The 17,629-nt window shown below is 42.5% G+C and carries 7 protein-coding genes; 1 reads left to right on the top strand and 6 read right to left on the bottom strand.

What is annotated here, in order from left to right; all coding sequences use genetic code 11:
• Nucleotides 1-17: 17 nt before the first annotated feature.
• The 5 genes from ABIE27_RS08725 to ABIE27_RS08705 all read right to left on the bottom strand — a co-directional run bounded on the left by ABIE27_RS08725 (nt 18) and on the right by ABIE27_RS08705 (nt 15,540).
• The gene (locus ABIE27_RS08725) at nt 18-11,981 is read right to left on the bottom strand and encodes an amino acid adenylation domain-containing protein (RefSeq protein WP_429350340.1); all 11,964 of its coding nucleotides are present in this window, start codon (nt 11,979-11,981) and stop codon (nt 18-20) included.
• A gap of 265 nt (nt 11,982-12,246) precedes the next feature.
• Nucleotides 12,247-13,452 (bottom strand): ACP S-malonyltransferase, encoded by a 1,206-nt coding sequence (fabD, locus tag ABIE27_RS08720; protein WP_429350339.1) that lies wholly within the window; start codon nt 13,450-13,452, stop codon nt 12,247-12,249.
• Nucleotides 13,453-13,651: 199 nt separating this feature from the next.
• Entirely contained in the window at nt 13,652-14,506 is an 855-nt protein-coding gene (locus tag ABIE27_RS08715; protein ID WP_429350338.1) for a Cof-type HAD-IIB family hydrolase, read from the bottom strand.
• Nucleotides 14,507-14,557: 51 nt separating this feature from the next.
• The gene (locus ABIE27_RS08710; protein ID WP_240037037.1) at nt 14,558-15,073 is read right to left on the bottom strand and encodes an SMI1/KNR4 family protein; all 516 of its coding nucleotides are present in this window, start codon (nt 15,071-15,073) and stop codon (nt 14,558-14,560) included.
• A complete protein-coding gene (locus ABIE27_RS08705; protein ID WP_123065826.1) occupies nt 15,034-15,540 on the bottom strand; it encodes a GNAT family N-acetyltransferase in 507 nt (168 codons plus the stop codon). Before ABIE27_RS08705 ends, ABIE27_RS08710 begins: the two co-directional genes overlap by 40 nt.
• 190 nt (nt 15,541-15,730) lie before the next feature.
• Between ABIE27_RS08705 and ABIE27_RS08700 the strand changes: the two genes are divergently transcribed.
• Nucleotides 15,731-16,891, top strand: a complete 1,161-nt coding sequence (locus ABIE27_RS08700) for a S8 family peptidase (protein WP_123065789.1) — start codon at nt 15,731-15,733, stop codon at nt 16,889-16,891.
• 136 nt (nt 16,892-17,027) lie between these two features.
• Here the strand turns inward: ABIE27_RS08700 and ABIE27_RS08695 are convergent, their stop codons facing one another.
• On the bottom strand, nt 17,028-17,426 hold the full coding sequence (locus ABIE27_RS08695; protein ID WP_123065790.1) for a RidA family protein: 399 nt from the start codon (nt 17,424-17,426) through the stop codon (nt 17,028-17,030).
• Between the last annotated feature and the right edge of the window lie 203 nt (nt 17,427-17,629).

Genomic DNA, 17,629 nt, shown 5'->3' with positions numbered 1-17,629 from the left:
TTATATTTTATATTCACTTAGAAAAAATCCATCTCGATCAGATCGGACAGTGTACCTTCATTCATGTCCTCTTCAGGGAATTTAATCTGATTGATTTCAATATGAGGTTCACAGCCTATCGTTGTCAGAATTAGAAGCAAGTGTTGTGACATGGCTGCAATCGTGGTTTTTTCAAATAGAATTGTGCTATATTCAAAAGCGGCATCAATCTGCTGATCCGACTCGGTAACATACAGTGTTAAATCAAACTTGGATACGCGATTATTTGGAGCAACTGGCATACAGGTGAGACCATCCATATGCATCTCTGACGGACCTGAATTTTGCAATACAAACATCGTGTCAAACAGCGGGTTCCGCCGTGCATCCTTGGTCAGATTAACTTTTTTGATTAATTCCTCAAACGGATAATCCTGATTCTCATAAGCGTTCAGCATATGTTCTTTAACTTCCAGCAGATATGCTGCAAATGTTTTATCCGCTGCAGGCTGATTTCGAACAGCAAGTGTATTCACGAACATGCCCATCACCGGCTCCAGCTCCGCATGTGTTCTTCCCGCAATCGGCATACCCACGATGATATCCTCTTGTCCACTATATTTAGACAACAAAATGGTATAAGCCGCGAGCAGGATCATGTATAACGTTGCTCCCGTCTGAGTTTCCAATTTTCTCAGGCTTATGGCCAGGTCTTCGTTCACAGCAATTTCCAATAAATCCCCCTCATAACGCAGCGATTCGGGTCTTTCATAATCTGTTGGCAATTCCAATAGAGGAATTTGCTCACTGAAGACCCCGAGCCAATACTGCTCCTGCTTTTTCATCCAATCACTGTGAAGTTGGAATTGCTGCCACTCCGCATAATCCTTGTATTGAATTCGAAGAGGAGATAGCTCTTCTCCACGATATAACTGACCGAGTTCGGACATTAGAATCTGCACAGATAGTCCATCTGCAATGATATGGTGCAGATCCACTAACAGTACATGGCAATCCTGTCGAAGTTTAATCAGCCCTGCTCTCATAAGCGGTGCTTGTCCCAGATCGAAGGCACGAATAAACTTCTCTACCTGGTCTTCCACCTCTTCTTCCACTGCCTGAATGGATTCAATGACAAACTTCACTTCAGGATATATGATTTGTCTGGGTTCTCCTTGGATGATTTTGAAAGCAGTCCGGAGCGATTCATGACGATCTACTAACTGCTGAAAAGCTGCCTCCAATCGTGTCCGATCCAGCGCTCCTTCCAGCATAAACAGGCCTGACATGTTGTAGATGAGCTCCTCACCGGCTTTCATGCTCATAATGTACATTCTCATTTGTGCAGAAGAAATAGGATAATATTCTTTTTCCGTCGCTTGTGCAATAGGCTGGTTAACCTGCTGCTCCATCTGATTAATGTACTGGGCCATTTGTTCTATCGTCTGCCATTCAAATACGTTTCTGACTGAGATACGAACACTCAGGTTTTGATTGATTTTGTACACCAGCTTTGTCGCGCGTAAAGAGTTGCCTCCTACATCAAAGAAACTGTCTCTTATACTGATTTTATCTATACCAAGTACGTCCTCCCAAATGGGTAGTAACGTTTTTTCCAAGGATGTCCGGGGTTCGATATATTCACTTCCCGTTTGTATGTTTTCTAGTGGAGGCGGGAGTAAACGTCGATTAATTTTCCCATTGGAGGTCAGAGGCATATTATCGAGCTGTATAAAGTAAGCTGGAACCATATAATTGGGCAGCAGGGCAGCAAGATTTTGTTTCAACTCTCCAACGGTCTTTTCGGAATCCGCCGTAAAGTAGGCACATAGAGATTTGTCTCCGTTCTCATCCTCATGTGCGATCACGATGACTTCTTTCACACCTGGTACAAGTAATAATGCTGCTTCAACTTCACCCACTTCAATTCGGTAGCCTCGAATCTTGATTTGATGATCGATTCGCCCCAAATACTCGACATTGCCGTCCGGTAGCCATCTCACCAGATCTCCCGTCTTATACATCGTCGCTCCTTGGACGAACGGATCACGCACGAATTTTGCTGCTGTCAGTTCAGGCAAGTTCAAATATCCTCTACCTACTCCGTCACCTGAAATGCACAATTCCCCAACTACACCCACAGGCTGAACTTTTTCATGATTGTTTAATACATACAGACGGTTATTGCCTAATGTTCGGCCAATCGGCAGATGATTTTTTCTGTTTTCTGTATCCAACTCCTTCGGAACAACACGATATGTCGCAGCATCGACACAGCATTCAGTCGGACCGTAAACGTTAATTATGGTTGGCGGCGAATGGTGGAGTGAAAATAAAGCAGTGAATTCAGCCACACTTTGCTGAGAAAGAGCCTCTCCGCCAATGAGCATATATTTTAATGAACTTCCGTGAACGTCTCTTGCCCTGGCAAGCAATTTCAGGTGAGCAGGTGTACCGTCGGTTACCTCAATTTCATACCGCTTGTAATAATTCATTAGCTCTTGTCCATCCCCAACCGTTTCCTTGTCTACAACAAACAAGGCATGTCCTGACAGCAGCGTGCCAAAAATCTGTTTGACCGATGCATCGAAATAGTAAGGAGCTAGTACTGCAACATGCATACCGTTATGTGATTCATTCATAACCTGGCTGAACAGCGAGGTAACTAAATGTTGAACCTGACGATGTTCGATCATGACGCCTTTTGGCATCCCCGTTGTACCGGAAGTATAGATTACATATGCCAGCTGGCTGGAATCCCCTACCCGTTCTAAGTTGGAGAGATTAGATGCGTAGCTTTTTTCATCGTTTAAATCCATAATTTTCCCATCGAAAATGATCCTTTGTTTCAGATGCTCTTGTGTGACCAACACCATCGCTCCTGAATCACGCAAGATATGCTGGATACGCTCTTCAGGAGAATCCGGATCAAGCGGTACATATGCCCCGCCCGCTTTGATAATGCCCAAGATACCAACAATCATATTCATGGAACGCTCTGTCATAAGGCCTACGAGTTGATTCGCGCATACCCCTTCAGCTCTTAGCGTATATGCCAGCTGGTTCGCCCGTTCATTCAATTGACGATACGTTAATTGCTGCTGATTACCATAACTAACAGCCAATTGGTCAGGTGATCGTTCTACCTGTGCCTCGAAGCGTTCCTGAAGGGTCTGATCCCGGGAATAGTCGATTGCGCTATCATTAAAATCATGTAATAGAACGTACTGCTCCTGTTTAGACAGCATTTGAATATCAGACAATACAACATCCGGTTCGATCACGATGTCTCTGAGGATATTCAGCAGATGTGTCTTCATTCGGTCGATGGTATTCCGTTCAAATAGATCTGTCTTATAATTCAAGTGCATCTCCAGACACTCGTGATCATCTTCAACGATGAACATCAGATCATATAATGATACGCCGACATTGCTCTCTCTCACTTTGAAACTGCAATCTTTTTCCTGCCTTTGGTTCAACGCTGTATTTTGAAAAATATACATGGTATTAAATAATGCTGTTCCAGTCGACTCGCGATGTATGTTTAATTTTTCAACAAGATGGTCAAATAGATAGTCTTGGTTGTTCAATGCATCGAGGGATTGATTTTTGATCTCCTCGAGATAGGATCGGAACGACTTATTTGCCTTAGGCTGTGTTCGAATCGCTACCGTCTGAATAAAGACACCTACAATACGCTCAACATCTGGATGATTTCTTCCTGAGGTTGGCGTCCCTACGATAATGTCCTCTTGAGCCGTATACCGATGAAGCAACGTATTATACGCGGCTAACAACACCATAAACAATGTGGTGCCTGTCTGTTTGGCAAGACTGTTCAGCGAATCCTTCAAGTGGTGATCCAAAACAAAAGACAGTCTTGAACCAGCCGAAGTCACATAGGGTGTTCGAACAAAATCGGTAGGCAGATTCAGACTAGGTATCTCCCCACTGAATTGATCCAGCCAATATTTCTCCTGCTGACTGTAGTTTTCACCTGTCATGTAGTCTTTCTGCCAAGCAACAAAGTCCTTGTATTCAACCTTGATTTCCGGCATGTTTCTTCCGTCATATGCATCGATAAGTTCATTCGCTAGAATACCAACGGAATAGCCGTCGGATATAATATGATGCATCTCAATGAGAATCTCTGCATGATCATCGTTAACACGAATGAATTCCGCACGTATTAACGGAGCTTGGGAGCAATTAAACGGTTTGGTAAACGCCTTGATATGCTGTTCAAATGAGTCATAGCTTTGCTCCGAGCGTTTCACTTGAAAATCAATCGATGGGGCAATGGCTTGATAAAGTTCTCCTTCAACCAGATGAAAACTGGTGCGAAAAGCTTCGTGACGCTTCACCATTTGTTCTAATGCATCAATTAATCTAGCTTCATCTATATCTCCTCTAACGGTCAGATGACCGCACATATTCTGGAACACACTACTGGGCTCAAATTGATCCAGAAAATAGATTCGTTGTTGTGCAGGAGAAGTCTCGTAAAGCTCTTTGACCTCCAGTGGTCTAATCGGAACGATTGGGCTTACGTTCTCGTCTGTAATCAGACTGGCAAGCTCCTTCAGATGTCTATTCTTGAATAATTGAACGATCGAAATATGTTGTGCAAACTGCTGATGGACTTTGGTGAGCATCACAGTCGCCTGGAGAGAGTTGCCTCCGAGATCAAAGAAGTGATCATTTCTGCCCACTTGATCCAGAGACAATACGTCCTCCCAAATCCGCGCCAGCTTTCGTTCAATATCATTGAGCGGATACGCAAACTCGGCAGTATGCCTAATGCTAACAGCACGTTCTGTTTTAAACTGATTGTACATATCGTCTAATTGTGCCTGTTGTTGATCTGTAAATAATGTCAACGACAAGATCTCAGCTTCAGGACGACTGACCATACGATGCAGTAAACCTATAAACCCTTCAGACCACAATTTCATGATCTCATGTCCAATCAGATCGGTATTGTAATCAAAATCGAGATAAAGTTCATGGCTTACATCCGTAATATTTAGAAATAAATCATATGAAATATGTTTGATCGGATACGACACAAGCTTCGTTTCAATATTATCGAATTGAAGGTGATGAATCGTTCGATCCATATTAAATAAGATGCGGGTCTCGGGTGCGCTCGTAGAGGCAAGATGCTCGGATACAAGCGTTAATGGAACATGCTGATGTTCCATGACAAGAGCCAACTTCTCCTTAAGCTGAACAATATGGTCCGCAACAGACTGCTCCGTTAACAAGCTATGATGAACAGGTACAATATTGACGCAGTTGCCCATCAAAGCATTTTTCCTCATATGAGATTGACCTGCCGTAGGCACTCCGATCACAAGCTGAGACTGCCCTGTGAGCCGATGTAAATATAAATGAAACGCGGCAAACATCGTGACAAACAAACTGTTTTTATTATTTATACTTAATGCTCGCAAGGATGCTGTTAAGGAATGATCCAGTTTCATGGAGTATCGTGCGCCTGAATATCCCTTTTGCACCTCAACGGACTGTGCCGTTGGTAGAACTACGTTCGGATAGGATAAGGAAAATTGCTTTTGCCAGAACTGCAGCCCTTGGTCATACGCACCTCTGCCCTGTTGAAGCCGCTGCCAAGTTAAATACTGACGAAAGGGAGTGGCTTCTGGCAATTGAACTTGAGTTCCTCGAATAAGAGAAGAATAAATTTGTTCCAATTCTTGAACAAATAAAGCAATCGACCAGCCATCTGCAATAATATGATGAAAGGTAAGCACCATAACATATTGATTCGCTGCCTGTTTAAGCAACGTAATTCTAAACAAAGGTTCCCCTGATTGCAGATTGAATGCTTCACTCGCGTCGCTAGATAACCAATCGGATATTTCCTGCTCTTGCTTCTCGCCAACATACATGGAGAAATCCAGCCATGTGCAGTGAAATTCCATTACTTCCTTGATTTGTTGTGTCTCACGATCCGCATGAATAACAGTTCGCAGAGCTTCATGACGCTGTATGATCTGATTCACAGCTTGTTCTAGAGCGGACGGGTTCATGTCGCCCTTCATTTTCAAAATAATACTCTGATTTAATGCCGCATTTGCATCTTCACCGTGTAGTGTAGTTAGTAATAATTGCTTTTGCTCCAATGACAAGGCAATTTCCATAACAGGTGAAGCACCAGGAATAAAGCCCAGTTCCCGCAATTCACTGATCGTCTCTTTCACAATCTTAATGATTGTATTCATGTCATCCATGGAATGAACTGTAGATATAAAGCAGTTGCGACCTTCCCAAATATATAAACCTTTATGGATTAGATGGTAGAAAAATAACTCCATATCTCCAAAGGAAATAAATCTAAACAGTGATCCAAAGTTCACCATCTGCATAGGCACATTCGATGTTTTAAAAAACTCATTTAATTCCTTTACAAGATAATCTGTTCTTTCATTTAATTCGTCGTATAAAACTCCTGCTTCGGATTGAAGATGCTGCAGTACGGCTAACGTTACTCGCATAGTAAGCGGATGGGTACAGAATGTTCCACCAACAAAGGTTTTTTTGTCTGCGTCAGGAGGGAAAGAAGAATCACCAAAATTCCAGGAGCCTCCGTCTACAGCATTCATATATTCAGCTTTGCCCGCAACGATGCCAATTGGCAGCCCGCCGCCAACCACTTTTCCATAGGTAACCAAATCCGCCTGAACTCCAAACCATTCCTGTGCTCCACCCAATCCGATCCTAAATCCAGTTATGACTTCATCAAAAATAAGTGCAGTACCAGATTGTATAGTAATCTCTCTAAGTTCATGTAAAAAAGGCGTTGGTTGCAGATCAGGTCTTCGACTCTGTACTGGCTCAACAAGCACAGCAGCCAATTCATCACCCATACGACGAATCAGTTCAAGGGATTGCGGATGGTTATAATTCAGAATGATCAAATCCTCCATAGAACTTTTCATAATTCCAGGAGCCATGGGCAGTGCAGAAGATAAAATATTTCCGGGGTCCGCTACTCCTAATACGCCGTCATGTGTACCATGATACGACCCGGAAAATAATACAACTTTGGAACGTCCCGTTACTGCCCTTGCCAAACGAAGCGCAACCATGACAGCTTCAGTACCCGAATTATAAAATGCGACACGCTCTACACCTGTCAGCTCTGAAATTTTGGCTGCAACATCTCCTGCCAGATCGGACATAGGGCCTAATGGAGGCATCTGTCCTTGAATGCTCTCAGCCATAATATGTTGAATAAACGATGGATTATGACCAAACAAATTCACACCAAACCCCATCGTCAAATCCAAATATTCGTTCCCGTCTACATCCCATATTTTGGACCCATCAGCACGTGCAGCAATGATGGGGTACACCATTTCCTTCCAATAAGAACGAAACCCAGCAACATTACGATTGTTGGCATGTACATAACGGGTTTGATTGGTTTTTAGCTTAGAGCCCTTGGTTTTAGCAGTATATTTGGCTATAAATTGTTCAATATATTGGTTCTGCAATTCTGAGAATGGACTTTCTTCTTGAATTTTCAGTGATTGATACGGTATAAACGGCTTGATTTGTTTGGAATCGAGATTAGATGTAACGTTTTCCGTTCGAATCCCCTTACCATTTTCATTGTTTGCTTCCATATTGGGCACTTCTCTGACCTTTTTAACTTCATTGAGTTCATTAAGTTCATTGAGTTCATCGTGTTTAGGATGTTTCATTTGCGAATGATTCACTTGAGCAGCTGTTTGCTCACCCAATAGCAAATTCAGACTTTTTAATTGGGATTCCATCAGCTGAATGGCAGACATCACAATTTGGTCTGAATTCGCTGATGATCTGGCCGGATTTGTATGAGGCACCGATGCAAGATGTTGTTGTTCAGAATGTTCCTGTTCTGGCGCATCATCTAAGTGTGCAGACATATCAAAACCCTTTGTATTCTCTGACACATATTGCACTAAGGAATGGATATTCGTAAGATTCTCAAAAAACATCTCCATCGGAACATCCAGGCCAAACCCGTCTAATATCTCTTTCTTGATTTGCACAAGGATGATGGAGTCCAGTCCCATCTGCAGAAAATGGGCATGTTCATCTAGTTCTGCCAGTTTCAGACCGGATGCGCGGCTGATGCTTGTCTTAATTTTCAATTGTACATCGTTTGTTTTTTTCTCCATTGGAACCCCATTCCTTTCTACCTTATGTTTTGCAGATACCGGTTGTTTGACTTCGATCCAACACCTTTTCTGCTCAAAAGGATATAAAGGCAATGGAATTTTAGGGATGATCTCGCCTTCGTACAGCCTCTCCCAATCGATCACTGCCCCTTGTGTAAATAACTCACCGAATGAACGTAATGATTCTGCCTTTGTCAGTGCATAGAGATGATCAGAAGCGATAGCTCTGTCTTTTTTGGCATAGCCAAAATAAACGTCGGAAATCTTGTTTTCTCCTTGTGCAATTTGTTTCAATTTTCCATACAGTTCCTGTGCACTCTTTGCAACGATGGCAAGCCGATAATCCAGACTAGCCCTTCCCCTACTTGCTGTGTAACAGATTTGTTGAACGCTAACGTTGCTGTGCTCTTCTATATACTGAATATACATTCTGATCAGTTCATTCAGTGACCGTTCATTAAGAGCAGATAACACAAATAGGTGAGGCTCTTGATCCGATGTTTGTTGTACTGTCTGTGATGGAACATATTCTTCAAGAACCACATGCGCGTTTGTGCCGCTGAAGCCAAACGAGCTGACCCCGCATCGTAAAGGTCGATCTTCGTCAGTCAAAGCCATCAATTCCTGATTCACATAAAAAGGAGAAGATTCAAATTTCAGTGCCGGATTAGGCTTATTAAAGTGGACCAACGGCGGAATCGTCCTATGTTGTAACATGAGAACAGATTTAATTAATCCGGCGATACCCGCCGCTTCAAAACTATGTCCTATGTTGGTTTTAGCGGACCCGATCGCACAAAATTGTTTTCGATCCGTATATTTTTCAAAAGCCTTACGTAAAGCATTAAATTCAACGGGATCACCTAATTTGGTGCCTGTTCCATGTGCTTCTATGAAATGCAGTGTATCCGGTGAAATGCCAGCCTCTCTCCACGCCTGTTCAATGACATTCGTCTGTGACTCGGGATTAGGCGCTGTTATACCAACCGTTCTACCATCTTGATTAATCGCACTTCCTTTGATTACGCCATAGATATGGTCGCCGTCCTGCATGGCTTGTTGCAATGGCTTCAGCATAACCGCTCCAACACCTTCACCAAAGCCTGTACCGTTCGCGTCTTCGCTAAACGTTCGTGTCAATGCATCTGGAGATTCCATATCCAGTCCGATACTGATCGGTAACAACGCGGTTCGAATCCCTCCTGCAATAGCCATCTCACAATCTCCTGCAAGCAAACCTTTACATGCCATATGAACCGCAACAAGCGAGGAAGAACAAGCTGTATCAATTGTCAGTGCCGGACCCTTCAAATTTAAAAAATATGCGATTCTGCTCGCCAGTACAGATGGTAAATTTCCAATAATATAGTGTTTGATCTCTGAAGGATAACTTGCCGTGATAAGTCGTTCATAATCATACCCAACTTTGGAATAACCCACATACACGCCAACATGACTGCCATTAATCCCTGCACCTGCATACCCCGCATCTTCGATCGTATGCCATGCTGTTTGCAAAAACATTCTTTGATTCGGGTCCATAAATTGGGCAGTTCTCGGGGTTAATCCAAAGAATGAATAATCAAATTGATCGATTTGATCTAAATAACCGCCTTTGATCCATTCCAGTTGATCCGTTTCATTCCGAATGGACTGAATATAATCCGCTGCGTCTTGTATCCGATGCTCAGGATAATCCCTAATGCAGTGCTCTCCCTCTTCCATGACACGCCAAAAATCACTTGCATTCGATGCTCCGGGAAAATTCATAGACATACCGATGATGGCTATATCATTTGATGATGACTCATGTTCCCGAGCGGGATGAACTCTTTTATTTTCACTGCGACTACCAGCCAAATATCCTGCTAAATCCGTTATTGAGGGATAGGTAAAGAGATCCGTAACGGCTAACTCTTCTCCATACTTCTCTTCGATACGTTCAGCGATCTGGGCCAACTGCAATGAAGTTGCACCCATATCGAAATAGCTATCTTCAACTTTAATCCTTTTCCCCACCAAAACATCAGAAAATAGGGATATCAGTTCCCGTTCCAAGACTTGAACAGAAACGGTTTCCATTTCTCTTCCTGTATCCTTCATAAGTGCTTCTTGGATAAGTGCAGATTCTACTGAAAACTTTCCAGCTTCATATTGCTTGGCTAACTGATAGCGCTGAATTTTTCCGCTCGTTGTTTTCGGTAATTTTTTAATAGGCAGTACTTCCTTGACACTCCATCCTCCATGGATATATAAATGCTTTTTAATTTCTTTTACGAGTGGGAGAAAGTGTTCGATCTTTTTTTTATAAACGACAAAAACAATAATTTCTTCGCTCTGACTATTCGAATCGTACACACCGCAAGCCGCAATTCTGCCGAGTTCAATCTCGTGCAATTGAATAGCTACACGCTCGATGTCATGAGGATATATATTTTTACCATTCATGAAGATAATGTCTTTCTCTCGTCCTGTGACCACAAGAGAACCGTTCATGGTAAAGCCCAAATCCCCTGTAATTACCCAACCATCACGAGTAAATACGTTCTCGGTTGCCATCTGATTATTGTAGTATCCTTGGGTGACGTTATCTCCCTGAATTTGTATCCTGCCGATAACATAATCTGGAACGGGATTCATATCCTCATCACATATTCGGACATGACAATAGTCCACAGCTCGACCAACGACAGCAAACGATGCCACATGCTCTGCATCCTTCTCGACTTCAATGACATGCTCAACAAAATTCAGGTGATCGCGGTGTACATATACCGCAGCAAATTCTTTCTCTATTGGGGGAAAGCAAACTGCTACGGATGCCTCTGCTAATCCATACACGGTAAACATAGCCGTTTTCTTCAACTGATAGGCTGATAACACATTCAGAAACTCATGGCAAACCTCTGGTAATATAGGTTCAGCACCATTATAGATGACTCTGACACATGATAGATCCCATCCATCGGCCTTGTCTTCACGGAAAAAATTCAAAAAATACTTGTAACCAAAGTTAGGAGAGGAGAGGATAGTGGCTCTATGTTGATTGACTTTTTTCATCCATAGAATTGGTTTTCGAATAAATAATTCCGTTGGGATCAGATATTGATGAATACCCGCCACGAATGGAACGAGGTGGAATCCGATCAAACCCATATCATGGGTGAGCGGCATCCAAGAGAGGAAACGATCATCCGAGCTGATTTTTGTGCCATTGATTGCAGCACACGCATTGTATATCAGGTTTCGATGGGTGAGCATAACACCTTTGGGATCACCGGTTGATCCAGACGAGAATTGAATAAATGCCAGGTCGTCCGACTTGGGCTCGTTATATCTAACAACATCATACTTATATACCTGGTCATGTATTATATCCGTTCTTTTCTCCAGCTGATGATGGAAATCTGACATTTCATGCTCCAAAGCAAAATTTTTCATTTTACCCAGCACTTTCTCAGATGCAATCATGAAAGGGTCCTTCAGCAAATCCCAAATACGGTATACTTTCATATTTTGTTCTTCATCTTCACCAATACTTACAGGTACAGGTATCATTCCACCCAATATACAAGCCCAAAATGCGACAATAAATCGTTTGTTTTCTTGAATCTGAAAAATAATCTCCTGCCCTGGTTTTATGCCGATTTCTTGTAGATATCCCAAATAACCTTTGGCTTCGTTAAATAATTGACGATAGGACATCAAAGTTTCCATTTTATCAGAATCAATAAAACGAATACCTCGGTCTGTTGTATTACTTCTGTCGCGAATAACGTCTACGAGTGTTTGAAATCGACTGGTATACATATCTCTCCTCCAAATGAATCATCTCTGTGTAACTTATCTAATTAGTTACACATATTTACTGCAAAATTTTACCATAGAAATATATGTATTTTCAAGAAAATTATTGTTACTATTTGGTAAAATATAGTTTTCAATGAAGAGTGACTTTTTACACATTTTGATAAAATAGATACATTTTCAAGTAAATCCAGTATAAATCCAATGCCAAATAGGCTGCCTCAGATGAGGCAACCTGGAGTGTATAGCAATTGGTGAAGCCAGTAATCTAAATCGTACTTATCATCGCTTTTGCGTTCATTGGGGATTGCTTGGCTGCAAAAATCAGCTCACACAGCACAATTGAATCCTGTATTTCAGCTTCGCTAAGTTCATGGCGAGGATTGTCTAGCTGTTCTTTCATCCGTTGTAATTTAGGAAATAATGGCTCAACTGTTTTGTTGTATATTGTTGGGTCCTGACTGTAATTCCGTGAAGTGAGTGCTGTGCTCATCAGTTGAGACAACTTATGTTTTCGTATGGTTAAGAGTTTGTCTTGTCTTGCCTGTGAGTTCGCGAGTATCGTTAAATCGGAAGGTTGACCTAAAGAATAAGGTACAATGTTCTTCGCTATTTTATTCATAAGACTCACTAGCACTTGTTTGGAACCCAGTTCAATGACCTCCGTAACCCCTTGTTCCACTAAGTAGTGCATGGACTCTAACCACCTTACTGGCCAAGTCATTTGTCTATTCAAATAATCTACAACGGATTGGTCCGACGGATAGGGCTTCGCTGTGACATTGGAAATGATAGGGTATGCTGCATGATCATATTGATATTGATCTAATTCAATCTTGAATTGTTCTGCCGCATTTTCCATCATGGGAGAATGATATGGACCGGATACCTGAAGATAAGAATGTTTTGTTCCTTTGAATGCCGTTCTTCTTATGACCTCTTGTACAGATTGGCGTTGGCCCGAAATAACAAACTGCCGGTTCGCGTTTATACAGGCAACACAGACAGGTCGTTCGTTTATAGACACTTCTTCACATATTTTTTGAAGCGTACCGATTGAGATATTGGAAATAGCCGCCATGGTACCTTGTTGATCTGGATCTGCATTGTGCATAATCATGCCTCTTCGTCTTACAAGTTGAACAGCCTCTCGGAAAGATAGAACTCCCGCGCATACGAGAGCCGAATATTCTCCCAGGCTGTGCCCGGCCATATAAGCCGGTTTCACTCCAATTTCCTGCATATAGATCTGAAATGCAACAACACTAACGGTTAACAGTGCGGGCTGGGCGTTCATCGTTAATGTCAATTCATTCATGTTTCCTTCAAAACACAGCTTTTCTAAATCGAAAGAAATAGCGTCACTAGCTTCTTCAAATAAATGCCTGGCTACATCAAATTGATTCCAGAAGTCTCTTCCCATCCCAATGATCTGAGAACCTTGTCCAGGAAACAACAGGGCGATATTACTCATCTGGTGTCCTCCATCTATTCAGTTTCATATTCCTCCAACCTCCGTTTAAACCCAATAAATTCCTTGTTTTCAAAATTCATATTAAACTTTCATACTAAGATATGCAATAAGCTCGGGTATAAAATAAAAACAGACACCTCCAACTACAGAGATGTCTGTCTTAACGGATTGAATCTTATGATTCTCTTTTTCTCAAGATTTAAATTAACCCATGCTTCACAAAGCTATGATATAGTCCATCTTCTTCCACGGAGCCTGTGATATCATCGGCAATTGCTTTCAGCCCAGGCTTCGCATTGCCCATTGCAATCCCTATAGCACAGAACTCCAGCATCTCGGCATCATTCATGCCATCGCCGATGGCCAACGTATCTTCTCTCGACATTCCCAGATGCTCTAACAGATCAGCAATCGCGATCGCTTTGTGGATGCCCGGAATCATCAATTCCCCGCTGCCCTCTCCGAAAACAGGCACAGTACATTGAATCACTTCGAATTTGCCTTCAAACTCCTCTTTGATGCGTTCAAACGGGACGACTTCACTTTCCAGAAAACAGACCTTGTTTACGTCGTCTTTATACAGATCGGCTTCACCATAGGTTAATCCTGCAATAAACGGATGAGGTTTTGTTTCCTTTTTCTCCAGAGCAACTGGATCATTCTCGATATCTCCATAGATGCGGCGTTCCAGATGAGTCTGAAGATTACTGCTCGCATACAATGCAGAGTTGGATTCGAGATAGAAATCAATGCCGTTTTCATTGAAGAAATCGACCATATGACGAACATCTTCTGCAGTTACTTTTTTGTGATATAACACATCTGATCCGTATTCAACGTACCCTCCGCCTGCTCCAATCAATCCGTCAAAGCCTACATCCCAGATCGAATCATAGATCTCAGCCTTAGAGCGGCCTGTGCATAAGTACAGCAGATGTCCATTCTTACGCGCTTGTTTACAAGCCTCTTGAGCAGACAATGGGATGTTACCGTCATCGTCTACCAACGTGCCATCAATATCAATAAATACGATTTTTGGTTTTGTGTTGCTCATCTGTTATTCCCCCAGTTGTATTCTCTGTCTGAAACCTTACGTTTTACTGTACTACGCGTTCCGAGGTGTTCGTTGATCAATCAACTTTTCTAGAAATTCAGCAAAAGAATCCGCATACACTTCGGGCTCTCCATTAAAGTAATCTAAACGCATCACCTTGAACTCCCCGCGTGCATCAGTCATTCGTGTATCGAAATAATAATATTCATCCTCATCCGGGATAAATAGTTCCAGCTTGCCTTCCTGCTTTGCCTGTTCATCTGCAAGTCTGTAGATATAGAGAATGTCCGTATCCGTGTACTCTCTGTGCTCTGATGAAGTAATTGTTAAAATTTGTGTCCCGCTTAACATCGCTTGCCCATAATTGAGAAGCCACCACCGGTAGGAAGGCGGTAACAAAAACCCCAGTTCCTGTTCAACTTCAACGATCCAGCTTTCCTCGACTTGACGGTTCGGGAACCATTTTAACGCCTTTGTGTGGGCCAGTTTCTCAATCAGACTTGTGTACATTCCTACATCTCTCCGATCTAAAATTTGATGGGTTTGTCCATATGCACGATCTGCCATTCATTCTGCTCTTCCGTAATAAAAGTGAATCCTTGACGTTCCCAGAAATCTACGGCTCCCGGCAGAAAACGATGGGTGTGCAGATATAACGTTGTATATGGCATCTGGTTTACGAACTGCTCCAGTTCCCTCACCAAGAGTGAGCCAATGCCGTACCTGCGGTAGGCAGGATCAACGTAACATTTTACAATCTCAGCTGCAGCGTGTTCGGGGTATCGACCATCAATAACCTGAATTCGTCCATCGTAAGGAATAATACCGATCGAGCCGATAATGCCCGCTTCACCCAATCGCGCAATCACAAAAACAGTATCCTTTCGGTTCATATAATGTTCGCTGAACTGTTCAAAATCCTTGGGAAGTACGCTGTGATCCATCATGGGAAATACTTCGCTACGCACACCCATAGCAAAATGAATCGCTTCCTGTATCTCATGGGATTGAACAGGTCTTACTTCCGGTTTCATCTGATGTTCTGTCAACCATATCACATTCCTTATTTTCGATTATAGAATACTTCTCTTCATCTTAACGAATTAAGACAAACCTATGAATCTATCTATACTCCCGACCAATTTGGAAGCAAGCCCGCGCATTTTCATAGATTCCGCATAGGATAAGGCGTGTCAGAATCCAATATGGAAAGGGGTAAAGCCGATGTGGTTATGGTTAGGCATCTTGGCCGTTTTCATTTTGATATCCACTTGGTTCACCCTTCGCTATGTCGACCAAAGGGAAACAAATACATTCGACCCTCACGCCCCACATCAACTGTTAATCAAGTTCAAGGAAGGTACAACCCCTGATCAGATGCACACCCTTCATCGAAAAGCGAAATGTAAAGTTGCCGAAACTTATGAAGACCTCGGGTGGTATCGAATCGAATCTCGCAAAAAAATGCACCGGATGCTCAAACAGTACAAGGACCATGATCTCATAGAACATGCACATCCCAACTATCTGGTTGAAGCTTCCTTTATCCCCAATGATCCCTTCTTTCCTTATCAGTATAATCTCACCAAAATCAATGCGCCCGCTGCATGGGATATCAGCCAAAGTAACAGCTCGATTAAAATTGCTATCATTGATACAGGTGTACAGTTGAATCATCCCGAACTTGCATCCAAACTATTGCCTGGTTACGATTACGTCGATTATGACAACATCCCGGAGGACGGAAATGGTCATGGCACCCATGTTGCCGGTATCGCCGCTTCCATCACCAATAATGGTGTTGGCATTGCAGGCACAGCACCTCTTGCTTCCATCGTACCGCTTCGTGTGCTGGACAACAACGGCCAAGGAACGATTGGCAACGTAGGCAACGGGCTTGTTTTTGCAGCCAATAACGGCGTTCAAGTCGTCAATCTTAGTCTGGGTGGACCGACAGGAGGTACCTTCCTTCAGGATGCAGTTCAGTATGCATGGGATCGAGGAGCTGTCATCATTGCAGCAGCAGGTAATGACAATACGTCATTCCCGATTGTTCCTGCGTCGTATGCCAACGTCATCGCTGTTGCATCCACCAACTCTTCCGACCTAAAATCAAATTTTTCTAACTATGGCTCCTGGGTGGATATGGCTGCACCAGGGGATACCATCCTCTCCACGTATCTTGGTGGTTCGTACGCCTACCTTAGTGGAACGTCTATGGCCGCTCCTCAAGTTGCCGGTGTGGCTGCTTTACTCGCATCTCAAGGCAAAACGAATGCCCAAATCCGGGATGCCCTATGTTTCGCTTCAGATCCCGTATCCGGTTCAGGCATCTATTGGACGTACGGAAGGCTGAATGCTCATCAAAGTGTGCAAGTCCCTTAATGATGCGTCCGTTCATTTACCGCTAACATAATAGGTTGACCCGTGTTTCCTTATATTTCATCGTCAATATGCAAATAAAACGATAGAGCTTCTACAAGATAGAAGCTCCATCGTATTTATTGAAATGTATTTGGTTTTACAGTTTTGCAGCCCAAATTTCAATTTCAATCTTGATCTCAGGTAGACCTAACTCTGTAATATATCCAATGGTCATTGCAGGATAATCATGATCGAATAATTGCTCCCATTCACCGTAAAGGTAATCCCAATCTATTTTCTCCGTTGCCCATACATTCACTTTTATAATATGTTCAGCATGCAAATCTTCGGATTGCATAACGGTTTTGATATTGTGAAATGTATTGGTGACTTGTTCATTCAACGTATTCGGAAATTGACCATTCACATCTACGCCAACCTGCCCTGATGTCACAAACAACTCTGCATTTCTCGGAATTTTTGTGATATGCGTATAATTCCCTACAGGGGATGGCATATTGGTTGGATTTTTTCTCGTAATTTTTTCATTTGTCATGTTCATTACCTCATCATTCCTAAGATTTTTCTACGGGTTTTCATTATTTTGATCTCCATTTGGGCAGACTTCTCCCGTGTTTTGGATTCTAGAAAAATACCGCAGTGGAGTATCCATATCCTGAAGATATAAACGCAAGTGATTTTTTCTTCATGGCTGATACTCCCCCTTCTTAGTTGACAAGATTTTCTACATTAATAAAT

Origin of the sequence: Paenibacillus sp. 4624, from assembly GCF_050435065.1 — a bacterium.
GTDB lineage: Bacteria > Bacillota > Bacilli > Paenibacillales > Paenibacillaceae > Paenibacillus > Paenibacillus amylolyticus_D.
Note: the sequence above shows the minus strand (reverse complement) of the source record. Positions and strands in the feature narration are given on the sequence as shown.

Coding starts and splice junctions, on each gene's coding strand:
- ABIE27_RS08705 (WP_123065826.1), bottom strand. CDS start 15,540: ATGAAACCGGAAGTAAGACCTGTTCAATCCCATGAGATACAGGAAGCG.
- ABIE27_RS08715 (WP_429350338.1), bottom strand. CDS start 14,506: ATGAGCAACACAAAACCAAAAATCGTATTTATTGATATTGATGGCACG.
- ABIE27_RS08725 (WP_429350340.1), bottom strand. CDS start 11,981: ATGTATACCAGTCGATTTCAAACACTCGTAGACGTTATTCGCGACAGA.
- ABIE27_RS08695 (WP_123065790.1), bottom strand. CDS start 17,426: ATGACAAATGAAAAAATTACGAGAAAAAATCCAACCAATATGCCATCC.
- ABIE27_RS08700 (WP_123065789.1), top strand. CDS start 15,731: ATGTGGTTATGGTTAGGCATCTTGGCCGTTTTCATTTTGATATCCACT.
- fabD (WP_429350339.1), bottom strand. CDS start 13,452: ATGAGTAATATCGCCCTGTTGTTTCCTGGACAAGGTTCTCAGATCATT.
- ABIE27_RS08710 (WP_240037037.1), bottom strand. CDS start 15,073: ATGGCAGATCGTGCATATGGACAAACCCATCAAATTTTAGATCGGAGA.